At 38.7% G+C, this 24,718-nt stretch carries 17 protein-coding genes; 6 read left to right on the top strand and 11 right to left on the bottom strand.

The window, feature by feature from the left end:
* Positions 1 to 141: 141 nt before the first annotated feature.
* Entirely contained in the window at positions 142 to 1,440 is a 1,299-nt protein-coding gene (locus F975_RS01020) for an MFS transporter (RefSeq protein WP_004749553.1), read from the bottom strand.
* A gap of 209 nt (positions 1,441 to 1,649) precedes the next feature.
* On the opposite strand from F975_RS01020, the gene F975_RS01015 reads away from it, so the two are divergent.
* From F975_RS01015 to F975_RS01005, 3 genes are all read left to right on the top strand, one after another.
* Positions 1,650 to 2,303 (top strand): ArsR/SmtB family transcription factor, encoded by a 654-nt coding sequence (locus tag F975_RS01015; protein WP_004749552.1) that lies wholly within the window; start codon positions 1,650 to 1,652, stop codon positions 2,301 to 2,303.
* Between the two features lie 366 nt (positions 2,304 to 2,669).
* Entirely contained in the window at positions 2,670 to 3,983 is a 1,314-nt protein-coding gene (locus F975_RS01010; RefSeq protein WP_004749551.1) for an MFS transporter, read from the top strand.
* Between the two features lie 166 nt (positions 3,984 to 4,149).
* Positions 4,150 to 5,298, top strand: coding sequence for a sterol desaturase family protein (locus F975_RS01005; RefSeq protein WP_004749550.1), 1,149 nt, complete (start codon positions 4,150 to 4,152; stop codon positions 5,296 to 5,298).
* A 106-nt stretch (positions 5,299 to 5,404) separates the two neighbouring features.
* Here F975_RS01005 and F975_RS01000 read toward each other — a convergent pair whose 3' ends face one another.
* The 5 genes from F975_RS01000 to F975_RS00980 all read right to left on the bottom strand — a co-directional run bounded on the left by F975_RS01000 (position 5,405) and on the right by F975_RS00980 (position 13,243).
* A complete protein-coding gene (locus F975_RS01000) occupies positions 5,405 to 6,676 on the bottom strand; it encodes an OprD family outer membrane porin (protein ID WP_004749548.1) in 1,272 nt (423 codons plus the stop codon).
* A 45-nt stretch (positions 6,677 to 6,721) separates the two neighbouring features.
* Positions 6,722 to 8,074: an aromatic acid/H+ symport family MFS transporter gene (locus tag F975_RS00995; RefSeq protein WP_004749547.1), complete on the bottom strand. Its 1,353-nt coding sequence runs from the start codon at positions 8,072 to 8,074 to the stop codon at positions 6,722 to 6,724.
* 474 nt (positions 8,075 to 8,548) lie between these two features.
* Positions 8,549 to 10,042, bottom strand: a complete 1,494-nt coding sequence (gene scpC / locus F975_RS00990; protein ID WP_004749545.1) for a succinyl-CoA:acetate CoA-transferase ScpC — start codon at positions 10,040 to 10,042, stop codon at positions 8,549 to 8,551.
* A gap of 79 nt (positions 10,043 to 10,121) precedes the next feature.
* Complete coding sequence (locus F975_RS00985) at positions 10,122 to 11,291, bottom strand: thiolase family protein (protein ID WP_004749544.1); 1,170 nt, start codon at positions 11,289 to 11,291, stop codon at positions 10,122 to 10,124.
* Between the two features lie 170 nt (positions 11,292 to 11,461).
* Positions 11,462 to 13,243, bottom strand: coding sequence for an acyl-CoA dehydrogenase C-terminal domain-containing protein (locus F975_RS00980; RefSeq protein ID WP_004749543.1), 1,782 nt, complete (start codon positions 13,241 to 13,243; stop codon positions 11,462 to 11,464).
* A 424-nt stretch (positions 13,244 to 13,667) separates the two neighbouring features.
* Here F975_RS00980 and F975_RS00975 point away from each other — a divergent pair, with 424 nt between their 5' ends.
* A complete protein-coding gene (locus F975_RS00975) occupies positions 13,668 to 14,282 on the top strand; it encodes a TetR/AcrR family transcriptional regulator (RefSeq protein ID WP_034425530.1) in 615 nt (204 codons plus the stop codon).
* Positions 14,283 to 14,590: 308 nt separating this feature from the next.
* Here the strand turns inward: F975_RS00975 and F975_RS00970 are convergent, their stop codons facing one another.
* Both F975_RS00970 and F975_RS00965 read right to left on the bottom strand, forming a co-directional pair.
* A complete protein-coding gene (locus tag F975_RS00970) occupies positions 14,591 to 15,877 on the bottom strand; it encodes a type II toxin-antitoxin system HipA family toxin (protein WP_004749540.1) in 1,287 nt (428 codons plus the stop codon).
* Positions 15,874 to 16,182 (bottom strand): helix-turn-helix transcriptional regulator, encoded by a 309-nt coding sequence (locus tag F975_RS00965; protein WP_004749539.1) that lies wholly within the window; start codon positions 16,180 to 16,182, stop codon positions 15,874 to 15,876. Before F975_RS00965 ends, F975_RS00970 begins: the two co-directional genes overlap by 4 nt.
* 384 nt (positions 16,183 to 16,566) lie before the next feature.
* On the opposite strand from F975_RS00965, the gene F975_RS00960 reads away from it, so the two are divergent.
* Both F975_RS00960 and F975_RS00955 read left to right on the top strand, forming a co-directional pair.
* The gene (locus F975_RS00960) at positions 16,567 to 17,541 is read left to right on the top strand and encodes a GGDEF domain-containing protein (protein WP_228127394.1); all 975 of its coding nucleotides are present in this window, start codon (positions 16,567 to 16,569) and stop codon (positions 17,539 to 17,541) included.
* 399 nt (positions 17,542 to 17,940) lie between these two features.
* Positions 17,941 to 18,777, top strand: a complete 837-nt coding sequence (locus F975_RS00955; protein WP_004749537.1) for a bifunctional transcriptional activator/DNA repair enzyme AdaA — start codon at positions 17,941 to 17,943, stop codon at positions 18,775 to 18,777.
* Positions 18,778 to 18,999: 222 nt separating this feature from the next.
* Here the strand turns inward: F975_RS00955 and F975_RS00950 are convergent, their stop codons facing one another.
* The 3 genes from F975_RS00950 to F975_RS00940 all read right to left on the bottom strand — a co-directional run bounded on the left by F975_RS00950 (position 19,000) and on the right by F975_RS00940 (position 24,632).
* Entirely contained in the window at positions 19,000 to 20,571 is a 1,572-nt protein-coding gene (locus F975_RS00950) for a sensor domain-containing diguanylate cyclase (protein WP_004749536.1), read from the bottom strand.
* Positions 20,572 to 21,193: 622 nt separating this feature from the next.
* The gene (locus F975_RS00945; protein WP_004749534.1) at positions 21,194 to 22,759 is read right to left on the bottom strand and encodes a sensor domain-containing diguanylate cyclase; all 1,566 of its coding nucleotides are present in this window, start codon (positions 22,757 to 22,759) and stop codon (positions 21,194 to 21,196) included.
* A 397-nt stretch (positions 22,760 to 23,156) separates the two neighbouring features.
* Entirely contained in the window at positions 23,157 to 24,632 is a 1,476-nt protein-coding gene (locus tag F975_RS00940) for an aldehyde dehydrogenase family protein (protein ID WP_004749533.1), read from the bottom strand.
* Between the last annotated feature and the right edge of the window lie 86 nt (positions 24,633 to 24,718).

Raw genomic sequence — 24,718 nt, 5'->3', positions numbered from 1 at the left:
TCATAACATTCATAACATTCATAACATTCATAACATTCATAACATTATCATGCTGAAATAGCTCCCCAAAAAGTGTATCTTACCTCTCATTTATTTTTAATAAACATTGACTTAAACATCTGAAAGTATGTTGTCTATGATTTAATGAATATTTGGATGAGTTTCCTCACCCCATAGCATGACTAGCGTTCCAGAGAACAGCATAGCAATACTGACAAACCAGAAACCTGCTGTAACAGCACCAGCGAAGTGTGCAACTACACCAAAACTTAATGCACCTACGCCATAGCCAAGATCACGCCAAAAGCGGTAAATGCCAATCGCTGAACCTCTCCAGTTTGGGTGTGATAGATCGGCAACAGCAGCCCCGAGATTGGGATACAATAAAGCCATACCAAATCCAGTGATTGCGGCACTAACAGACCACCAAATCATTCCATCTCGAATCAGCATAAGCCCAACACCTAGCCCACAAATCCACATTCCCCAGACGATGGGTTTCATCCGACCAATATGATCGGACAGCTTGCCAGTAAGCAATTGGGTACTTCCCCAGACAAAACCATATATCCCGACTATCCAACCAATGGCATTTAAACTCAGTCCACGTTCATGCAGAAATACTGGGTAAAATACCCAGACCAAAGCATCGACAAATTTTTCCACCATACCTGCCTGACAAAAAGCCGCCATACGCCGATCCTTCCAGCTCATCAAATGGAACATTTGTGCTGTAGTTGGATGCGTTGGAAAATTGCCAAGTGATTTGGATGATTGCTGGTGTTTCGGTTGTTTCAAGCTTTGTTGAGCTTCGGTTCTAGCCCATTCTTGAGTTTCTTTGACAAGGAAAAATGCCAGTATGAGTGCCAGCGAGATCACGACTGAACCAAAGATCAGTAACCCCAGCCGCGCTCCCCATATGAGTGCCATATAACTGGTCAAAATACCCGCCAAAGCAACGCCGATATACCCTGAAAATTCATTTAGCCCCATGGTTAAACCGCGCTCATCTGCGCGGGTCATATCCATTTTTGAGGTTTGTGTCATCGACCAGCATAAACCCTGATTGACGCCGAGCAGAATCGTTGCTGCAACGATCCAGTTCCATGAAGATGCAAAAAAAATCAGAAATGGAATCGGGACGGCAATCAGCCAGCCAAAAATCAAGACTTTTTTGCGCCCAACTCGTTCAGACCAACGCCCAGCAACAAAATTGAGTGTGCCTTTGACAAAACCGAATGCCACGACAAAAGCCGTCAGTAGCATAAAAGAACCTTTGGATACACCAAATTCATCTTCAGCTAAAGCAGGCACAACGGTACGAAACATGCCAATGGTTAAACCAACCAAAAACACTTGTAATAGCTGATAGGCAACTTGAGCTAAGTTTTCACGAATACCATACCTATACGTTGACTCAGATACATTGAATTTCTGCATGCGGCATGCTCCTGATATAGACCTATCCGCGCGTTGTGAAAATTGCACACCAGTAAATTAAATTTCATAATCAGATGACCATTCAATTCATTTTTAGTGGGGTTGTTGATTTAATATAAAACATTCTAAAGATAATTGGAATGTTGGTTTTGGTGATTTAACTATGCCAAAATGAAAGTGATTCAAAAATTGGGTAAGAGGATGCAACAATGACAAATGCGCGCGAAATTAAATTGGAACTTTACGTACAGTTAGCTCGCATTGCTAAAGTTCTTGGAAACCCAAAACGATTGGAATTACTCGATTTACTATTGCAGGTCAGCAAGCCCGTTGAAATGTTGGCGCATGAAGCAAATATCAGCGTAAAACTGGCGAGTGCACATCTCAAAGAATTACGTGTAGCCCGTTTGGTCAACTCAGAGCGTCGTGGTAAGCAGGTCATTTATCGCCTTGCCAGTGCAGAAGTTCCACGTTTTTTGAATCTCATGCGAGATTTTGCCCAAGACCGCCTGTTTGAATTGCAGGATGCTTTACAGCATCTCAGTCAGCTAGAAGGTGAAAGTTATAGTGAAGATCAGCATACATTATTAGAAAAAGCGAAAGCTGGAGAAATGATTATTCTGGATGTGCGCCCAGAAAATGAGTTTGATCATGCTCATTTTCCTTTTGCTAAATCTATTCCTTTAGCTGAGCTCAAAAAACGTTTGCATGAGCTTCCAGCAAATGTTCCTGTGACTGTCTATTGTCGAGGACCTTATTGTATTATGACCGCCGATGCGATTCAGATTTTAAAGCAGCAAGGTTATACTGCGCTGGCACTTAAAACGAATGCTACGGAATGGGCGGAAATGCAGAATAAGTAAAAACTTTCCCAATATTTAAAGCAAAATATCAGTCACAATAAATGTGTAAAAATTCATTTTTTCAGTTTCTTAGCACTCTCTGAAAAATGCAATGAATGTTTTAATTTTGAGAATTTTTATATTTTAAGTTATTGATTTTAAAATATAATTTAAAAATTTAAAAAGATCAGATTAATAAATCCATTTTATTTTTTAAGCTGCATGAAAATAGATTTCAATTTTCTTTTCTGTGATTGAACTAATCCAGCTTTTTTACTTTTTATCATTTCAATGTTCAGTAACATCTCATATTTAAGCTATGGCCAATTTTAGGAGCATATATTAAGCCGTCTGAACACCAGTGTGATTTTATCAGGAACTCATAAGATGCTAGAAGTGTTAAAAAACATAACGTATAGGCATTTATTTTTAGCTCAAGTGATTGCTTTGATTGGCACAGGGCTGATTACCATCGCGTTAGCCTTACAAGCGTATGATCTTGCACGAGGACAAGCAGCTCAGGTACTGGGTATTGCTCTCGCAATTAAAATGATTGCTTACATTGGTGTTGCACCAGTCGCTTCAGCATTTGCGGAGAGGCTACCACGCAAAAAAGTTCTCGTCACTCTGGATATCATCCGAGCTTTAACGGCTTTATGCTTGCCCTTCGTCACTCAGATTTGGCAGATTTATATCCTTATTTTTGTTTTGCAATCCGCTTCTGCTGCATTCACACCGACGTTTCAGGCCATGATTCCAGATGTATTGCCTCAAGAAAGAGAATATACCAATGCATTGTCTCTTTCTCGTTTAGCTTATGATCTAGAAAATATTATTAGTCCTATGCTAGCGGGTTTTTTATTAACTTATATTAGCTATCATGATTTATTTCTAGGGACTGTCATTGGTTTTATTGGCTCAGCTCTTTTTGTTGTGAGTGCGAAATTGCCTCAAGCAAAAAAACCTGAATTTAAAGGGGTTTATCGCAGAATCAAGCAAGGCGCCAAAATCTATTTTAATACGCCTCGCTTAAAGGCTTTGTTGGCCTTAAATCTTGCTATTGCTTCTGCGAGTGCGGTCGTTATTGTCAATACAGTGGTACTGGTTCAATCCACGTTTAAATTAACTGAGCATGCGACAACGTGGGCTTTTGGGCTATTTGGCTTGGGTTCTATGCTATCAGCATTTATTTTGCCTAAAGTGCTCGATAAATTTTCAGACAGATCGGTCATGTTAACTGGAACAACAGTACTAGTTTTAGGTTTATTCAGCGGATACTTAGTCACTTCATATAATGGTTTGCTTGTACTTTGGTTTATTTTAGGCGTTGGTTACTCTACTTCACAGACACCGACAGGTCGCCTTATTCGTAAGTCTGCTGCAAGCGAAAATAGAACCTCGTTATTTGCTGCACAATTCGCATTTTCACATGCTTGCTGGTTGATTACCTACCCTTTAGTGGGATGGTTAAGTACTCATTTTGGGACTTTACAGACATTTGTTCCTATGGCTGTTATCGCGACTGGCGCATTAATTCTAGCGATGTCTTTATGGTCATCTCAAGATGAGACTTTTTTACCACACCGCCATGACGATTTACCACCAGATCATGAGCACTTATTACAGAACCAAGTCAATGGTGTGCATATACATGAGTATATGATTGATGATCATCATCCAAAATGGTCAAAACCTCGATAAGACCATTTTATTGCTTTTGTTTTTAGAGCATCGTGAAATTTCTTAATGAAATTTTAATTTCATGTCGGTTAACTATCTATAGACAAAAAAGTAGTTGTACTGACAAGCATTCGCAAGGCTATGACTAGCTCGTAGGGCGTTGTTATTGGTGTAGACGGAGTGAAATATGTTATCTGAAATAGCCACTCTTTGGGAGCAATGCGCTATTTGGTTAGGCCACCATGCAATTTTGCCTATTCTTAATTTTTTAGATATTACGAAATATACCGATTCACCAACAGATATCGCATCAACCTTAATGATTGGTGGATTACAGTTGTTGATCATCGGTGGCTTATTTCGCCCCTTGGAAAATTTTATTCCTGCTGAAAAGTGGGCAGATCGTCGTTATGCTCGCATAGATTTTCATTTAACTTGGCTGATGTTAGTCGGATTATTTCCGCTGTTTGCTTTTTTGATCATGACGCCAATTGTAAATTATTTTAGTGGTGTTTCACCTACAGCGGGTGATGACACCAGTTGGAGTATGAGATCTCAATTTCCATGGCTAAAAGAACATACTTGGTTGTTTTTTATTCTTTATTATTTGACGTATGATTTAGTTTATTACTGGATGCATCGTATTCAACACGTTGTGCCCTGGTGGTGGGCAATGCATAGCTTCCACCATAGCCAACGTCAAATGAGTTGCTGGACCAATGATCGCACCAATTATCTAGATGGAATGGCGCAGTCATTTGTTTTAGCGGGCGTAGGGATATTTTGGGGGGTATCTGGCGAGGAATTTGTTTGGTTAATGTTGCTTGGCGAGTTGGTACAAAATTTCTCCCATGCCAATGTGCGTATTGGCTTTGGTCCAGTCTTCGGTAAAATTTTTGTTAGCCCAGAGTTTCACCGCTTACACCATATGGACTTTGTACCTGAACGCCCAACACTGCATAACTGTAATTTTGGACAAGTATTTGCAATCTGGGATGTTATTTTCAAAACAGCTTTATATAACGAGCCTGTGCACCCAACAGGAGTCACTGGCGACAAGATGGTCGATATCGACAACGATAAAGGCCTGATTGGTGTACAGGTTGAATCCTTAAAGCGGTTTTGGGGGAGTGTGACCTGTTTAGATGGCTGGCGTCTTGGTGGTGTGGTCTTTAGCAAAAATTATCGGCCTATCCATATGAAAAAACCAGTGAATGGCCAAAAACAAGCCTTTAAGCCTCATATTCGAACCGATGCGCCAAGGCCCATAAATCAACCAGAAAAAGAGTCAGCATTAGATCAATTGCCACAAGTTAATGCTAAAAATGAAAATTAAAATAAGTTACTGTTCAACTAAGTGACTGAACTGATGTAATAAATAAAAGTCCATATTGAACCAGTGAAGATCATTGGTATGATCCAATGATCTTCATGTTATTACATTAGAACTTCTTACAATAATTGATAAAGAAACGGTCTTCACCAAAATCATTACCCGTCTTAATACCATAATCAATACGGATATATTGTAAAGACAAGCCCTTCAGATAAGGCTGCTGGAAAGCATAATTCACAATCACATCCGATTCGCTTTCCATATTTTTACTGCCGTTTGCAGCTTTAAAGTGATTGCCATACACATATTTCACCATGGCATTTAAACCTGGTACATAGTCTTTAAAATCATAACCGTAGATGAAGTGGTAAGATCTTTCGTCTTTCTTAAAGAACCCTGTGGTATTCCAGTTAATAAAATAGGTTTCAGGCAAGAATCCATCTGGAATCGGGTACGCTGATTTGCCTGTAATTTCTTGATAGCCCAAACCAAAGGTGTGATTTTGCACTTTTAACGTTTCAAGCAAGCCAATATTTTGAGCTTCAATATCAAAGCTATTGCCATCATTTTTGGCATAAAAATATTTAAACTTACTGTTTAAGGTGAAATTCTGTTGTTTCCAGCTGTGATCCAAGCCCACATAGTGTTTGTTAAACAGGTTTTCCATGTTGCCAAAGTAGTATTCGCCTTTCAGTGTTGGCGTAAATTGATAGCGCAAATCGATATAATTCAAGCCATCAGAATATTTGGTAACGCCATTGGCGGTAAATGCAAATTTGTGAAAACCTTCCTGGTTGCGTGGGGAAACTTTTTCGACCCGTCCGACTTCGACATTAAAACGGTCCGTAATTTGTGACTTCAGGTTTTCGCCCCAGTAGGAGGTGAGTAACTGGCGGCTATAATCGATTGAGGTCACAGGCAAATCTAACCAGAGTTCACCGACTTTCAGTAAGGTTTTATCATAACCAAGTTTCAGTGTGGCACCATGTTTTAAATAGTCAGAGGCTTGAGATTTTGTCTGTGTGTCAAAAGGCAAGACAGTATCGGCTACATGTCTGTCATTACTTAAGCGTACCGCATATTGAACTGAAGCATCGACCCCAATAGTCAAAGGTTTATCAGCGATCTCTAAAGGTGTATCATGCATTTTGGAAGTGTAGAACAGAGAAGCCGACTGCGACCAGCTACCCGCATCCTTGATGGCAGGGTTTTCATAGTCACGGTTGATGTAGGCATTTTTAAGCGTGAATTTCCATTCATCCTCGTTTGGCTGTCCCAATGAATCTGCTGCGAAAAGCACAGAACTTGATATTCCACCTATGAAAAATAAGGTCGAAGCAGCTAAATATTTTGATTTAAAACATGGTAATAAGCGCATAATCCATTTCCAATAAGGGTGCGCCAATCCTAGGCGCACTGATTTTTACGACTCAGTAAGAGATGATTGAAGAGAAAAATCAGGAGCTGACTGTGCAGCAACAGAAGCTTTTAAATTCACCAAAAAGATAGCAAGTGCGGCAAGAAGACCAGGTATGGCAATTGCGATAAAGTTCATTTGGTGAGGTAACTCAAATGTAAGTAATGCACCTGTTAAAACTGGCCCGATAATGGCTCCAATCCGTCCAATACCAGATGCCCATCCCATCCCTGTTGAACGAACTGCAGTTGGGTAAAACTGTGCAACAAAGGTATACAGTAAGATTTGCGAACCAATAGTTGCGGCTCCAGCAATCGCGATTAAGGTGTATAAAACAAATTGTGGGCTATTAAATCCAAGTAAAATCAAGGCAGCAGCACCAATGACAAACATACTGGTCAATACTGGTTTTAAATGGAATTTATCTGCAAGCGCACCACCACCAATCGCACCAACCATTCCGCCGATATTCAGAGCAAAGAGGAATAACATACTGGCACCTAATGAATAGCCAGCTTGTAGCATCAGTTTTGGTAACCAGCTTCCTAATGCATAAACCATTAACAGACACATAAAGAATGCAATCCAGAACATAAACGTGCTAAATGTACGCCCTTGTTGGAAAAGTGCGCGAACAGGTGCTTCTGTCATGGTATTTTCATTAAGTGAAAGCTGTGTATTGACCGTTAGCTCTACTTGTGGGGCAAGTTTTCTGACAATACTTTGAGCTTGATCGCCACGGTTAGATTTCACGAGAAAAGCTAAAGATTCAGGTAAAAACTTCCAGATCAAAGGAAGGAGCAAAAGTGGAATACCAGCAATCAAAAACATGATTTGCCATCCCATATCTTTTACTAGCCATGCACCCAGCAGCGCCGATGTCATGCCACCAATCGCATAACCACTGAACATAATCGCGACTAAAGTGCTGCGGATTTTTTTAGGTGCATATTCGGTCATGAGGGCCACGACATTTGGCATAACACCGCCAATACCGAGCCCAGCCATAAAACGTAGAACGGCAAATTCCGCTGGGCCTGTAGCAAAAGACCCAATAAAAGTAAATCCGCTAAATAAAGACACACAAATTAAGATGGCTTTTTTACGTCCTAATTTGTCTGAAATTGTTCCGAAAATCATGGCACCAAACATCATGCCAAATAAAGCTGTACTGGCAAGTAACCCTGCCTCAACGGTTGTGAGTGACCACTGTTTCATCAATAATGGAAGTACAACACCATAAATAACCAGATCATATCCATCAAAGATAATAATCAATAAACACCACATTAAAACTTTCCAATGAAAAGCAGTAAAGCTGGCCTTGTCAACAATGTCATTGATATTGACTTTGTTCATCCCTCACCTCCTGTGAAGTATCCGTTTTATTTTGTAAGTAAATTATTTTGTTATTGGGTTAGAGTCAAAAACCAAATTGATATATCTTTATGTCTTTAAAGTATTGAAAAAATAATATTTTATAAAAATTTCAGCGCACAAAAACCGTATTATTTTGCGAAAAATGAACTCAGGATGAGCCTTTAAAAGATGATTTATATTCTTTTATTATGAAGTTTTATCAGAGATAAGTCATGACATCACAAATCTAAAACATAAGCTTTATACAAGATGCCAAACGTGTGGATTTTGCGATTTAAATTAATTTAGTGAATTGATTTTTATATTATTATTTTAAATTGAGTTAAAAATTTATTCATCTTTCATCAGACAAAATACAAGATGGGCATAATGCCCATCTAATATGATAAAAATCAAGTAAATACTGTTGCTAAAAAAACAGCAACAAATCATATGGATTTAAAATATATAAACTTATTGCATTCGCCCTGTTTCCACAAAGTTGGCATGCCATGACAATGCTTCACGTAGTAAATGCGGAGTATGCCCGCCTAAAGCACAAGCACGTTCAAAATAATCTAACAGCGATTTTTGGTAACTTGGGTGTGCACAACACGTAATAATTTTACGCGCTCGCTCACGAGGTGCCAAACCACGCAAATCTGCCAGACCTTGTTCAGTCACCAAAATATCCACATCATGTTCAATGTGGTCACAATGGCTAACCATTGGAACTACCGAGGAAATGGCACCATTTTTAGCAATCGATTTGGTCACAAAAATCGCCAGATGCGCATTGCGGGTAAAATCGCCTGATCCACCAATGCCATTCATCATTTTTGTGCCTGACACGTGGGTCGAGTTAACGTTACCGTAAATATCGAACTCCAATGCAGTATTGATGGCGATGATGCCTAAGCGACGGATAATTTCAGGGTTATTGGAAATTTCCTGAGGGCGCAGCACAATCTTGTCTTTATACATGTCAAAATTTTTCATGACATGCGCAGCACATGGTTCTGACAAAGTCATGGAGCTACCCGAAGCAAATGTCATTTTCCCCGAATCAATGAGCCCGAATGTGCAGTCTTGTAATACCTCAGAATACATTTCCAAATCATGAAAATTTGAATGCTGGAATTCTGCAAAAACTGCGTTGGCAATTGAACCGACACCCGACTGTAATGGCCCCAGATTTTCAGGCAAACGACCTGATGCCACTTCCTGTTCAAAGAAATGAATTAAATGCTGGGCAATGGCCAACGTATCAGCATCAGGTTCATCCATTTTAAAAGATGTATCAGGCAGATGATTGATCACAATTGCGGCTATTTTGGCTGGATCGACCTCTATGCCTAATGTGCCAATGCGGTTGCTGGCATTGACTAACGGAATAGGCTGGCGATTTGGGCGAGTTGCAGGCACATAAACATCATGCGCACCTTCAAATTCAGGGCTAATGGTACAGTCAATTTCGATAATGACCTGATCTGCCATTTCCACAAAATTAGCCGAGTTACCACAAGAAGCCGTCGGAATAATCTGCCCTGTTTCGGTAATTGCAGTTGCTGCAATGACTGCGACATTAATGCGTGGCAGGTTTTGGTGACGAATATTTTCAGCCATTTCAGATAAATGCTGATCTATATACATCACTTCGCCTTGGTTGATGGCTTGACGCAAATCAGGGTCTGCCTGATATGGATAGCGACGAGCCAGTGCATGCGCCTGACTTAAACGCCCATCAATCCGATTACCAAGACTGGCACCTGTCGCAAGGGTAATTTTTAGTGGATGCTGCTGAGCATAATCTGCCAGTGCCAAAGGCACCGTTTTTGCCTCGCCTGCACCACCGAAACCGCTCATTCCAACGACTGAGCCATCTCGGATCAATTGAATTGCCTGCTCAACAGGCACAACTTTGTCATGCAGACTAGCTAGACGAATACGCTCCAAACCATTTAACATTTCTAATATCCCAATATCGTTTGAATTCTGATTCCGTTTTTATCGTTATGTTTAAACGGAATTTCCTTGTTTATTTGTATTAAACCAATTCGATTGCTATCGCAGTGGCTTCTCCACCGCCGATACATAATGCTGCAATTCCTTTTTTACCACCAGTACGTTTTAAGGCATGAATTAAAGTGACGATAATTCGTGAACCCGATGAGCCTAATGGATGTCCAAGAGCACAGGCACCACCATGAATATTGACTTTATCGTGCTCCAGTTCAAACGCATCTATAGCGGCCATTGTCACCATAGCAAAGGCTTCGTTAATTTCCCACAAATCAACTTCTTGCGCCGACCATCCTGTATGTTTTAAAACTTTCTCAATCGCCCCAACAGGTGCAATGGTAAATTCTGAAGGATGCTGTGCATGTGAAGCGTATGCCAAAATCTTGGCTAAAGGGTTTAAGCCCTGAGCTTGTGCATATTGCTCTGACGTAATGACCAGTGCCGAAGCACCATCTGAAATTGAGCTGGCATTAGCGGCAGTAATCGTGCCATCTTTTTTAAAGGCAGGGCGCAATGTGCTGATTTTGTCAATTTTGGAATTGAGCGGCTGTTCATCCTGATCAACCGTGATCTCGCCTTTTCGCCCTTTGATCTGCACAGGCACAATTTCCGCTTGGAAATATCCCTGTTGGGTAGCATGAATAGCACGGTTCAGAGACTCGATTGCATATTGGTCTTGTTGCTCACGACTATAGCCTTTTTGGTCTGCCATGTCCTGTGCCAAAATCCCCATCGACAGACCTGTTTCAGCATCTTCCAGACCTTCCTGAAACATGTGATCAGTGACTTTGCCATGCCCCATGCGATAACCGCTGCGGGCTTTATCCAGCAGATAAGGCGCGTTGCTCATGGACTCCATGCCGCCCGCTACGATGATCTGGGCTGAACCTGCACGAATGCTATCGGCAGCTTGCATGACCGCTTTCATACCCGAACCACAAACTTTATTAATCGTAGTCGCTGGCGTTGTATCAGCCAAACCAGCCTGACGCATGGCCTGGCGCGCAGGAGCTTGCTTCACGCCTGCAGGGAGCACACAACCCAAAATAACTTCATCGACTTGTGCAGGTTGTATACCTGACGCCTGTACCGCTTCGCGAACGACCACCGCACCAAGCTCTGGCGTGGTAAGTGGTGACAGTACCCCCTGAAAACTTCCCATGGCTGTACGTACTGCACTTAAAATAACAATCATCGTTTTTATATCCTTATTACGTTCATTAGAGTTCAAATCTTGGGACTCAATATCCTTACTGATTTATAGATCAATGACTTTGAATCATTTCTAAGTCAATCGTGACCTCTAATTTTGTCTTGTTATAGGATGAAAAATTTTGATTTCTCATCCTATAGTGAATCAATTTTTTATGCTTGTGCTGTGAAATACGCTTCTGGTAACTGCATTAACGTTGCTGTGCCCGCCTGAATTTTGGCAATATGCGAAGCCAGTTGTGGTAAGCATTTCTCTGCATAGTACTGTGCCAGTACCAGTTTATGCTGGTAAAACTCTTCTGGTTTTGCCTGAGCTGCTTGTGCAATACGGGCAAACATATAGGCAAAACTCATGAGACCAACCGCATGCAAATAATCAACCGCAATACCATTGGCAAACTCAGGATGGTTTTTTGCCTGTTCTAAAATAAACTGGGTAATCTTTTCAACTTGTGTACATGCATCCAGTGTTGCTGTTTTAATCACCAGACTATCATCGAGTTGCTGTACAAAATTACGAATCTCGACAATATAATCCGCAATCAGTGCACCTTGATTCTTAATGGTTTTTCGCCCAATCAAGTCTTGTGCCTGTACGCCATTGGTACCCTCATAGATCTGAGCAATACGCAAATCACGTACACACTGTTCCATGCCCCACTCACGAATATAGCCATGCCCACCGAAACACATTTGTGCATCTAAAACAGCATCCAATGCGGTATCGGTCAAATAGGCTTTGGCAATCGGTGTAAGTAAGGCAACCCGATCATTGGCTCGTTGTACACTTGCTGGATCGTGAGCAAATTTGGTCGTGTCCAGTTGCTGACCCACATAGACGGCAAATGCACGTGATGCCTCATTATTGGCACGCGCATTGAGCAACATGCGGCGAACATCACCGTGTACCAAAATCGAATCTGCTGGTTTTTCAGGAGATTGTACGCCTATAGCACTGCGCCCCTGCAAACGATCTGTCGCATATTGGGCAGCATTTTGATAAGCAAATTCTGAAGCGCCAAGTCCCTGAATTCCCATAGATAAACGTTCATAGTTCATCATGACAAACATAGCCGCCAAGCCTTCATTTTCCTGACCAACCAAGAAACCTTTTGCAGCATCAAAGTTCATAACACAAGTAGATGAACCTTTAATTCCCATTTTGTGCTCAATAGAACCCGCAGCAACACTGTTGCGCTCGCCTAAACTACCATCTTCATTGACCATAAATTTCGGCACAATAAACATGGAAATACCACGTGAACCCGCAGGCGCATTTGGTGTTTTAGCCAAAACTAAATGAATAATGTTCTCACAGAGGTCATGCTCACCGCTGGTAATAAAAATTTTAGTGCCTGTGATCTGGTATGAACCATCAGCATTTGGCTCAGCCTTGGTTTTAATGATCCCAAGATCGGTACCCGCATGTGGTTCAGTCAGGCACATGGTTCCTGACCATTCCCCTGTATACATTTTTGGTAAATAAGTTTCTTTTTGCTGCTGCGAAGCGCAGTTATTGAGTGCCATTCCCGCACCGACAGTCAGTAACGGATACAACATAAACGATGGGTTGGTGGCAAAAATCATTTCATCCACCAGAACAGTCAACATTTTTGGAATGTTCTGACCACCCCATTCTTCTTCTGCACCCAACCCGATCCAGCCACCTTCAGCATACTGTTGAAATGCTGCTTTAAAACCTTGCGGCGTTTTTACTTCACCTTGATGAAATTGTGCACCGCCTTCTTCATCTGCGGAACGATTCAAATCCAGAAGTGTACCTTTAGAAAACTTTGCCATTTCTTCTAAAATTGCATTTGCTGTTTGCATATCCAAATGTGCAATTTTTTCATGTGCTTGCCAGAATGCTTCTGCGTTAAATACATCGTTTAAAATAAAGTCCATATCTTTGAGAGGCGCGTTATAAATTGGCATTTTTCCTTCCTGAATCACTTTTTTAGGCTCAAGCAGTGTTACCCAAGCGGTCTTGATGACATCAGCGATCTGTTGATTAAAAAATCAATTCCATTCTGATGAGTATCATTATCAATTAATATATTTAAAGTATTTGAATTTATTTGAGTTTTTTAAAAATATGATTGAACACTTTCATGTATTCAATATGATTTTAAAATGGTCTAAATCCACACTCAAAAATCCAAACCATTAGGATGTTAGATGAGTTTTTATTTAAATCCAAAATATTGATCTCTAGAGTTCACTTTTTTCAAAATTTTAGTTTTTTTAGCAAATTTATTATACAATTTAAAAACCTATGGATCAGTCAATGGACTCTAAAATGACTCAATCTTTCAATAAGCTAGATTCAGTTCCGCAAGATCTGCAAAAAGAAAGAAAAGTGAGTCCAACCCGCCAACAGAAATTTCTGGAACGTAAAAATAATATTTTAATGATGGCTGAGACTTTACTATTAGAAAATAATCAGGAAATCAGCTTAAATGATATCGCGCTAGAACTGGATATTGCCAAAGGTACAATCTACAAACATTTTAAAAGTAAAAATCAATTATATCTTGAGCTAATTATCTTAAACGAAAAGAGATTATTGGAAATTTCCAAAAAATATAATCATGACATTAAAATTTATGTGTTTAAGTACATGTTATACAATATGTTAAATTCCAGTAGAACAATTTTATTGCATAATATTGAAGAGCGCCTGACCAATAATGAGCGCAATCTAAAACCCCTGTTTGAAGAATTATACAAAATACGCGAAGAACGAATTATTGAAATCAAGGATATTACTAAAGACTATCTGCATCTTTTGAATAGCAATATGTCAATTCGTGATTATCTGTCTTATATCTGGACAGTCACTTATGGCGCATCATTATTATTAAATTCAACCTATTATCAAAAATCAATCGGTTCCCGTGAGCGTTTGGTCAAACTGTATATTGATCAGGCATTGATGATTCCCGACCGTTTAACCTCTGTGGACTTGCATTAATCGATTGAGTAATCACAGGCACTGAATTCTATAGACTTCTTTCATAATCACTTACACTCTTTCCATTTTTCTTCGATAGAAAAATAGAGAGGCTTATGAAAGGAATATTCTAATGATGCATTGCAACTTATATATTTGCTTTTATTGATTTTTTATTTGATGAAAAGTTATTATCCTGAATGTTGGTATTTGTTAAATATAAGAAAATACGCTGGAATAATGTTGAGTCATAAGACCACCATGACAACATCGAGTGTGAGCATACGGTTATAATTCCCTATTGAATATATCGTCAAATGGTGGAGCTGTTAACTTGTCAAGATCCGAAAATCAGGATGCAATCGCTGCCAGTGCGTTTTTAATTTTTCTTTATGAACTGTTGCCATAGGAAGATCGGCTAATGCTTTTGGCCATAGTGCCCGCGCCTTAGCCATAACATCATGTAACTGCTTTTCAATGACTCGCCAAGGAACCCCTACTTTCTCTGCCCATTGTCGAAAGTACTTTATTTCTGCTAAATACCAGTCCTTATTTTTGGCAAGGTTCAAGGCAAAGTGTCGCTCATTTTCAATATAAACACTGGTCATTAAAATATCATAGGCAGGAGAGAATCTTGGTGTGCGCGTGTCGGGGTAGATCATGCTCCAGTTTTTTAAATGTGCATCGCCATTTGCCAGTAAAATATTGATCAGAATACGGCTGGCAAATTGTTGAATATCCACAATTTTATTTCCAGAATACTGATAAATAATTTGACCGATCTGCTCATAATTTGTGGTGCTGTATTTTTGGTGTGGATACGCCCCAAAAATCTGAGCAAAATCTTCAATATGAATTCGCTCTGTGGTCTGATCAGTGCTGTGGCGGTCAAATCTTTTGATTGCAAACGCATATTGTTCTTGGGGCAAATTCAGGACTGGTAAATCCTGTAGACATGCCATATCCACCAGTTGAATCTCTGGAATCTCGATTCCTGCCATTTGGGCAAGCATCATGATCGAATATTCATTCAGTGGCACAAAAGCATGCCGTGTGGAAGGCGTTTTGATAATCCAGTCCCCAAGTAAAGCCGACTCTGCCCCATGTGCCAAAGTAAAACGCCCATCTTGAGCTTTCATGGAAAACTTCATCTGCACACCTGCAAGCGAAAACTTATTATCTGTTTGTAGCTCTTGTGGTGTGACTTGATCAATATTTGAGATCTGAAGCTTGTATTTTATAGCATCTGGAATTTCATCAAGATTTGCCTGTGTCGCAAGCAATGCACCCGGTAGGTCGTGTCCCAAAGCAGCCAGCAACTGAAATTCATTGTCAATATGGAGTTTCAAACTGTTGGCAATCAGCTCTCGCAATGCCCCTTCAGGCAATAAGTTCGATAGCAATGGATGTAAGCGCTGATGCGTTACGAAGGTCTTTTCCAAGATTTTTTCAGATTGTGGATGTACAGGCGACGTTAATATACTCAGTGTTGGGCGTTGCGAATCCAGCCGAAAGGCATCTGTAAAAACCAGAATATTCTTTCCATTCTGAAACCCTGCCAAGTACCCGATTACGACGTGGTGTAATATTAATTTCAGAACACTGACGCTATTCATGATTCAGCATCTCCCAGTAGACCTTTCCACGGGTTAGTCATTAAATCATCCTGATCTTCAATGCTGACTTTAATTTCATCATTTAACAACTGCCTGACCAGATATGCTTTATCGTCAGGAATCAGCATCAACTGTGCATTGAGCCCTGCGGCAACAATTTCCAGCGTATCCAAACGTGGATTACCCTGGCTTTCCAGTTTTTGATACTGCTGCCGTGATATACCTGTACGAGATTGCATATCCGCTTGCTTAAAGCCAAGTTGGGTTCGTCTTCGTTTAATTTGCCGAAGTAAAGGCTCATTCATGGTAAATACGTTTATTGATTTTTAATTCGTTAAGCAATATATTAGTTTCTTTTCTTTCACAAAGCAATTAATTGATTGCTTTTATGAGAGATGTAGACGTTCTGAAGTTTATTGATGAGCACTCAATCATGATTTGAAAATAAGAAGATATTGATTGCTCATATTTAATAAAACGATTTAAGATTAACCAACAAATCTAAAATTTTTATTAAATCCGTGTATTTACCCAGTTTTCAGTATTTTCTACTCATTGTTCCTACTTGCTTAATTTTAATAGGCTGTACTTTTATTGTCGGGCATTTGGTACTCCATGCACCAAAATATTTATTTTGGTGCGGGATCGGATATATTTTGCCATCTAGCGCATTAGGCATTCAGAGCCTTATGACAAATGAGCAGATGACGCTGACGGCTCCATGGATCGGAATTTTATATCTTTGTGGTACTTGGGCTGTAGCTTATGGAATAAGCCTAAAAGTAAAAGCGAAATCCTATTTTTTAGCCTCATTGCTTTTAGTTTTATGTGGTATCTGTTTACTGGGCTATCTGTCATATATTGATCAGAAATTCTGGTTGAGAATGCTAACGATCAATTTTGTCATCACCTGCCTGCTGGCTATGGTTGTGCCAGGTGTTTATTCTTATTTCAAACAGGTGTCTTTATTAGGTAAAATTTTCTGTGCCAGCTACTTTTTCTTAACAATTTACAATGCTATAAGATTTTTAGTCATTCTCTTCTACCTTAAAGATATAGATGCCATCAATTTATCGTTCTCAAATTGGTGGATGTTGATGCTTGCAATTAATATTATCTTAAGTATCTGGTTTGCAATCATTATTGTAGCCACAACCGTCAAAGAACAATTCACCTTACTCAATAATGAACGCTATCAGGATCCTCTGACCAAACTCTACAATCGAAGAGGATTTTTTGAAAAAACTGGGGAACTGATTAAAAAATATCAGATAACTCATTTATATATTGTCATGTGTGATATCGATCATTTTAAAAAAATTAATGATACTTGGGGTCATGCTATAGGTGATAGGATTTTATGTGAGATCGGGCAGATATTAAAAGATAGCGTTCGCGAAGAAGATTTAATTGCCAGATTTGGCGGTGAGGAATTTGTCATCATGGTGAAGTGCTCAAACTATGCATCAACCATAAAACTCGTAAATCGTATACGCGATAGAATCGAAAAACTGTCATTTACTGAAAATTGTATTGACGTGACCGTGAGCTTTGGAATTGCTGAAATACAAAGTCATACACAACTGATGGAAGCGTTGGAACTGGCAGATCAGCGACTTTACGCTGCAAAAAATAATGGTCGAAATCAAGTTTGTTTTCATTAACCCGTCTTGCAAATGACATTTGAAATTTTGTATCAATAAACTGCCAACACTTTAGCTAACCAAGAATAACCGTCCTTCTGCGCCATTTTTACCATAGACTGTACTAGAAAAACTTGAACTCTGGCTGACTGACTTTTTTCAAAATGACGAGTGGTTAAAGATGATCTGAACACATACATTCAAATTATTACTCAGCGTTTGACTGGACAAATTTAATGGCTTGATCAAATTTTTTTCAACGAAATAAATTAGACCAAATTGACAAATATTTCTGATCATTTCAATCTGTTAAAAGTAATATATCACTGTGTCAGTAACCTGCTTAAAGTTGCGCATGATCTGGATTTATTTTTTATTCACAACTTGTTAAGGTAGATTTTGTTTAACTTGAGTTTGCTTATGTCTACCGAACGCGATTATCAGCGCATTGCTCAAGCAATTGAATATATTCATCAAAACTTTATGCAGCAACCAAGCCTTGCTGAAATTGCAGCACAAGTACATTTAAGTCCTGCACACTTTCAGCGTTTATTTAGCCAGTGGGCAGGCACCAGCCCAAAAAAGTTTTTACAATATACTAGCTTGGCATATGCTAAACAGGTGCTGCAACATAGCAGCCAAAATACCATTTTAGAAGCGACTTATGCAGCTGGATTGTCGAGTAGCAGCCGCTTACATGATTTGTTTATTCAAATTGAAGGCATGAGTCCTGCCGAATATCAACAAGGCGGCAAGCAGCTAACCATCAAACACTGGGTTTATGATACTCCTTTTGGCGCAGCGTTTATTGCATCAACTGCAAAAGGCATTTGTGCTTTAAGTTTCGACAACCACATGCTTGCGCTACAGCAGTTACAAACACAGTTCCCAAATGCAGATTTCCAGCAGGCACAGGAGATCAAACAGCAACAGGCATTGGCAATTTTTATGCAGAATGAAGCTAATCTTCCACAAGTAAAACTGCATTTAAAAGCGAGCGAATTTCAACTCAAAGTTTGGGAAAGCTTATTAAAAATTCCGCAAGGTGCGCTATGTAGTTATGCCAGTATTGCCCAGCAGATTGGTCAGCCCAAAGCCTCACGTGCTGTTGGCACTGCGATTGGACGCAATCCTGTGGCATTCTTAATTCCTTGCCATCGAGTGATTCAAGCATCTGGTGTCTTGGGTGGTTATCGTTGGGGCATCACCCGTAAAGCAGCCATCATTGCGTGGGAAGCAGCACAGCAACAATATTAAATATTTAAACCTGTTTGAGCGGGTATTTAGCTTTCAATAGCAACAGCAAGTATAAGGGTAAGAAAGCACATCCTGAATCTGGTAGAAATATACAACACCTGTTTTTTACCCCCTTTCCTCATGATTTGTATCGAGTTATTTTTTCTGAGAAAACTTGAAATCTATTTTCAGAATAGCATAAGGAAAATAAAATGGCGGATGAAAGAAGTTTATTGATTTCAACTATATCCGAATACAATTACGCCCTTCATTTTTAGCACGATACAAATTCTGATCGGCAATTTTAAATACTGTTTCTACATTTTTTGAACTTAATGGCCAATATGCAATCCCGATCGATACAGTAATTGTACCAACAAGATCAATTTGATGATTTTCTAAGCTTTTTCTCAAGTTTTCTGCTAAAGAATAACTAAAATCCAAATCAAAAATTGGAGCAAGTACCACAAATTCTTCACCGCCAATTCGACAGCAAACATCATCACTACGGAAATTCGATTTAATATAAGCAGCCAGCTCTTTGAGCACCAGATCACCTTTATCATGCCCAAAGGTGTCATTAATCTTTTTAAAATGATCAATATCAATAAAAATAACCGCAAACTCAGTATTGGTTTTTACCAAATCATCGATAAACAAATCCATACCACGACGATTATATAAACCTGTGAGCGGGTCAGTATTGACATGATAATTTAGCTCAGTAATCGTTTGCTTAAAATATTGCGAACTGAGCAACAAGGAAATTTTAAACTTCAAGACTTCGACAAACCACGGCTCAACCTGTTTAATTTTTTCATCTATTTCAGGATGGCTAAGATCACTTGCCATTTTGGCCAAATCAGAGAGCGGATTAGAAATCAGGTAAGCAACTCGCCAAATAATTAAAAAAATCACAATATAAAATAATGACATACCAAATAGAATTTTATAAATTATTTTATTCGCCTGATCCAAAAGTTCATGTGTTGGTTGTTGTGATACCACAATCCAATTGGTTGAAGGAACCCGAGCAAAGCCTGCCAAGTTATCGATCCCTAGACTATTGATCAAACGAATGGAGCCTTGTTTATTGCGGGTCATCGCATCCAGACCTGTATTATTTTTTACAGTCTCACCTATACGCTTTTCATTGGGATGAAAAATAATTCTTCTGGAACTATCCATGACATACATATAATTTTTCTTATAGCCATATTTGCTGGCAAGCATCTGATTTAAAATATTGTCTTGCTTTAAATAAATTGAAGCCGCTATAAATCCCAAATAACGATGCTGCTGGTCAAAAATTGGCTGTGAAATAAAAATGATGAGATTATTTTTAATCGAATAATAAGGCGAACTAATAAATGCTGCTTTCTTTTGCAGTGAGGATTTTACGCCTATAGTATGATTAACTGCGTTTGTATTGAGTTTTAACTGGACTGGTGCATAGCTCAAAAAACGCCCTGTGCTATCAGAGATCAGTACACTATTAAAATAATTCGATTGATACTTCAGGCGTTCAACTTCAGCTTGACGTAGCTGAGCATTATTAAAATTCTGCCCAAGCAAGTCAGCACTATAAGCGAGTTCATGTTGCATAATGGAAAAGTGGCTGTTTGTTTCATTGGCAATTTTTTGAGCATATGCTAGATGCACTGATAATGCATTTTGTATCAGCTCTTTTTTCTGGACATAATAGCTGACAAGTAATGAGGCAATAAATAGGCTAAAAACACTAAATGCAGCGAGACACAGAATGAGTTTTCTCAGGTCTAAATTAAGTGAGTAAATGATTTTTCTTAGCCACATTACACATTGATTACTTTAAGTTTGATTCGAAAAATTATACGATTAAACGCAAATAATAATCAAAAGAAATATGGTTATTTATTATAATTTATAGTTTACACACTTTTTATTTTTCTTTCTGAGCGAGATTGAAATGTATTTCAATGTAATTTATGAGAAAAATGACCTTATAAAATGAGTTTAGGTCATAAATAAATTAATAAAATGAGAATAAAATCACATTTTCTTAATTTTATATAAATATAAACTATAGCAAATCATTTAGTATCATACTAAAAATCTGATAAAAGTGTATGTTTATCAAAAATTTTATATTTTAATTTCCACATTCCAGTCATAGATTATTGATATTTAAATATTTTATTTAAAAATAAAAAAGATAACCATAATTTTTGTAGTGTTTAGCATAGACTTATTTTCACTATGGTTTAGGTTTTTTTATTTATCTTCCTAAGAATAATTGAGATATTTCTTAATGAAATTAGGATAAATAAGATATACTTATAAAAAGATCTAATAAATTAAAACTTACTTATATTTATATTCAGAAAGAAAAATAATTTGATGAATATGAATATAAATATAAATATAATATATAAACAGTGTATAAGTATTTTCAACCCTAAAAACGGATGCAATTTCTTCCATCGGCTTTAGCATTATATAAACACTCATCCGCACGTTTAAATACAGTTTTTATATTTTGTGAAGTGGTTGGCCAGTGTGAAATACCAATAGAAATTGTTACTTCACCAACCAAAGGCATTGATGTACATTCAATTTTTTTACGCAAGTGCTCTGCTAGCCTTATAGCATTTTCCAATTTTAGCCTAGCAGCCAAAACCACAAATTCTTCACCACCACTACGACAACAAATATCTTCGTCACGGAAATTAGAACGAATATAGTCGGCTATTTCTTTTAAAATTGCGTCACCTTGGTCATGCCCAAAATTATCATTAATTTTCTTAAAATAATCGATATCAATTGAGATGACGGCAAACGGAACGTTTGTTTCAATAAAATGAGCCACAGACAATCCCATACCACGCCGATTATATAAATGGGTAAGTGAATCGGTATGCATATAAAGGTTAAGTTCTGAAATAGTTTTCTTAAAATGCTGTGAACTGATCAACAATGCGCTTTTAAACTTACGCACTTCAACAAACCAAGGATTAACACGTTCAATGCTTGCCTCAATGTCAGGTTTATGTAGATTACTTGCCATGTTTGCCAATAAAGATAAAGGACTTGAAATTAGATAGGAAATTTTCCAGATAACAAAGAAAATCAGGATATAAAATAGCAACATTCCCACCAGCATTTCATAAACTGTATTGCTGGTTTCTTTAAGTAACTCACTCGCAGGTTGTTGAGAAATCACCATCCAGCCTGTAGTTGGAATACGTGCAAAACCCGCTAACCATTCATTCCCATGTTCATCGTTCAAACGCATTTCACCACGATTTTTATGCACAAGGCTTTGAATATTAATATTGGATAATTGACCAATTTTATTCATGTCAGGGTGAAATAAAATATATTTATTTTGATCAACTACATACATATAATTATGTTTGTAACTATAATGACCAGAAAGCATTTTATTTAAAATGTTGTCCTGTTTTAAATAAATAGTTGCACCAATAAATCCTAAATAATGATGCTGCTGATCAAAAATTGGTTGTGATATAAAAATTAATAAATTTTTACTTGTACCATAATAGGGCGGGGAAATAAGGGGAACTTTTTTCTCTAAAGAGAGTTTAAATCCTAAACTTCTAATCACTTTATTTTTTTGAAAATTTAATTTCAATGGTGTAAAACTTAAAAATTTACCGTCTTGATCAGAAATAGTCACGCTATTGAAATAGTTGGACTGATACTTTAAACGTTCGACTTCTTTTTGTATATATTTTTGATTATTAAATTTTTTTCCTAAAATTTCCGCACTATATGCCAACTCTTTTTGCATCATCTTAAAATGACTGTCTGAACTATTGGCAATTTTTGCAGCATACTCTGCATTAACCGATAAAGCATTATGTAAAAGTTCTTGCTTTTCTATATAATAACTCACGACTAAAGACACAATAAATAAACTCACGACACTAAAAATCGAAAGATATAAAATTAACTTCCGCAAGTTCAAATCTAGTGAATAAATGAGTTTTTTAAAGATCATTTTGTATCAGTCATGAGTCCATCATTTTTTTCTACTATGAAATAATATAACTTAAAATTTAACAAGTAAAATATATATTCATTCTCTAAGTATATTTTTAATAACTATTTTAAAAAGTATGATTAACCTTTAAAAACAGGAAATTATTTAGAATTTTTAAAAAATAACGAAATACCATTTAAGCATTCAAAATTTAATTCACTGCCGTGAGAGCATTCACCACATTAGGCTTATTTCATCATTGCTCACCTCTTCTTTATTTTTATTTCTAAGCAAAATTGAAGTATTTTTCAATAAAATGCAAGAGAAAAAAAGGGGCTGATGAAAAAAGCCTATTGAGTGAAAACATATCTAGCTTTAAGTTCCTTGCAATTTTTTAGCGTAAGGAAACTCAATGTCAAGAGGTGTACCATCCCCAAGGTTGGTCGCTTCTATAGCTGGTTATCTGCTTGATTTCCAGATAATTCTCTAAACCCCAAATCCCAAGCTCACGCCCAATGCCGCTTTGCTTATAGCCGCCCCATGGCGCTTCGGTAAAGGTCGGTTGTGAACAGTTAATCCAGATAATCCCTGCGCGTAGTTTACGTGCCACCCGTTGGCAACGGGTCAGATCTTTCGACATGACCGCACCTGCTAAACCAAAAATGGAATTATTGGCGAGTTGAATCGCTTCTTGCTCATGTTGAAAAGCACGAATAGCGACTACAGGGCCAAAAATTTCATCTGTCCATAGCGGATGCTCTAATGGTACATCCACAAAAATCGTCGGTTCTACATAATAACCGTGTGGCAAATGTGCAGGGCGTTGTCCACCACTAAGTAATTGCACTCCGTCCGCTTGTCCTTGTCGAATCACCTGCATCACTTGCTGATACTGCTTGGCATTGACCAATGGGCCGAGTTTGACATCGGCATCCAAGCCATTGCCAATTTTGATTTTTTGCGCAGCAGCACTTAGGCGTTGCAATAATTCAGGGTAAATTTCCTGTTGAACCAGCACTCGTGAAGTTGCCGAACATACTTGCCCCTGATTCCAGAAGATGCCGAACATGATCCATTCCACTGCCGCGTCAAGATCACTGTCAGAGAAAATAATAAAGGCTGATTTTCCACCCAGCTCCAGACTTAAGTTTTTGACGTTATGTGCTGCCGATTGCATGATCTGCTTGCCTACAGGCACACTCCCCGTAAAAGCAACCTTGTCAATGTCAGGGTGTGCAGTTAAATATGGTCCGATTTCATGACCAATTCCTGTGACGATATTCAAAACGCCTGCAGGCAAACCGACTTTTTCGGCAATCCGACCCAGTTCAATCGCAGTTAATGACGTCGCCTCGGCAGGTTTCAAAATCAATGTGCAACCTGCGGCAAGTGCGGGTGCAACCTTCCATGCTGCCATCAGAAGTGGATAGTTCCAAGGAATAATCGCACATGCTACGCCCACGGCTTCTTTACGCACAACACTGTTAAAGCGCTCGTCAGCAAGGGGGATGTTTTCTTCATGGCTGGGATCAAGCTGTTCTGCCAAGTCTGCATAAAAGTCAAAGCAGCCTGCGGCATCTTGAATATCCCAAACTGCCTCAGGCAAAGGCTTGCCATTATCACGGACTTCTAATTCAGCGAGCACATCTAACTGGTTACGGATTTCTTGGGCTATCGCACGTAAATATGCTGCACGTTGCTTAGGCTGATTTGCCCAGTCAGTTTGATCAAATGCCTGTCGAGCAGCTTGGACAGCAAGTTCGGCATCTTCCACCGATGCCGCCGCAACTTGGGTAATTTCCTGTTCATTGCTCGGGTCAATGCTGCTAAAAGTTCGCCCATTTTTCGGGCTAAGCCACTGACCATTGATATATAACTGCTGGTATGACATCACTATCCTGTAATTTTCTGCAAATCTGGCATATTTGAGTGTAACAGGATTTTAAGCGCAATTTTTAGTCCAAGCATTGGATTAAA

The sequence above is a fragment of the Acinetobacter brisouisimilis genome (assembly GCF_000368265.1).
GTDB lineage: Bacteria > Pseudomonadota > Gammaproteobacteria > Pseudomonadales > Moraxellaceae > Acinetobacter.
This window is presented reverse-complemented; position numbering and strand designations above follow the sequence as displayed.

What these genes read in the sequence shown, in the direction of transcription:
- F975_RS00965 (WP_004749539.1), bottom strand. Translation starts at nt 16,182, where the DNA reads ATGAATGAGCCTTTACTTCGGCAAATTAAACGAAGACGAACCCAACTT.
- F975_RS01010 (WP_004749551.1), top strand. Translation starts at nt 2,670, where the DNA reads ATGCTAGAAGTGTTAAAAAACATAACGTATAGGCATTTATTTTTAGCT.
- F975_RS00985 (WP_004749544.1), bottom strand. Translation starts at nt 11,291, where the DNA reads ATGATTGTTATTTTAAGTGCAGTACGTACAGCCATGGGAAGTTTTCAG.
- F975_RS00940 (WP_004749533.1), bottom strand. Translation starts at nt 24,632, where the DNA reads ATGTCATACCAGCAGTTATATATCAATGGTCAGTGGCTTAGCCCGAAA.
- F975_RS01020 (WP_004749553.1), bottom strand. Translation starts at nt 1,440, where the DNA reads ATGCAGAAATTCAATGTATCTGAGTCAACGTATAGGTATGGTATTCGT.
- F975_RS01000 (WP_004749548.1), bottom strand. Translation starts at nt 6,676, where the DNA reads ATGCGCTTATTACCATGTTTTAAATCAAAATATTTAGCTGCTTCGACC.
- F975_RS01005 (WP_004749550.1), top strand. Translation starts at nt 4,150, where the DNA reads ATGTTATCTGAAATAGCCACTCTTTGGGAGCAATGCGCTATTTGGTTA.
- scpC (WP_004749545.1), bottom strand. Translation starts at nt 10,042, where the DNA reads ATGTTAAATGGTTTGGAGCGTATTCGTCTAGCTAGTCTGCATGACAAA.
- F975_RS00950 (WP_004749536.1), bottom strand. Translation starts at nt 20,571, where the DNA reads ATGTGGCTAAGAAAAATCATTTACTCACTTAATTTAGACCTGAGAAAA.
- F975_RS01015 (WP_004749552.1), top strand. Translation starts at nt 1,650, where the DNA reads ATGACAAATGCGCGCGAAATTAAATTGGAACTTTACGTACAGTTAGCT.
- F975_RS00945 (WP_004749534.1), bottom strand. Translation starts at nt 22,759, where the DNA reads ATGATCTTTAAAAAACTCATTTATTCACTAGATTTGAACTTGCGGAAG.
- F975_RS00980 (WP_004749543.1), bottom strand. Translation starts at nt 13,243, where the DNA reads ATGCCAATTTATAACGCGCCTCTCAAAGATATGGACTTTATTTTAAAC.
- F975_RS00970 (WP_004749540.1), bottom strand. Translation starts at nt 15,877, where the DNA reads ATGAATAGCGTCAGTGTTCTGAAATTAATATTACACCACGTCGTAATC.
- F975_RS00995 (WP_004749547.1), bottom strand. Translation starts at nt 8,074, where the DNA reads ATGAACAAAGTCAATATCAATGACATTGTTGACAAGGCCAGCTTTACT.
- F975_RS00955 (WP_004749537.1), top strand. Translation starts at nt 17,941, where the DNA reads ATGTCTACCGAACGCGATTATCAGCGCATTGCTCAAGCAATTGAATAT.
- F975_RS00960 (WP_228127394.1), top strand. Translation starts at nt 16,567, where the DNA reads ATGACAAATGAGCAGATGACGCTGACGGCTCCATGGATCGGAATTTTA.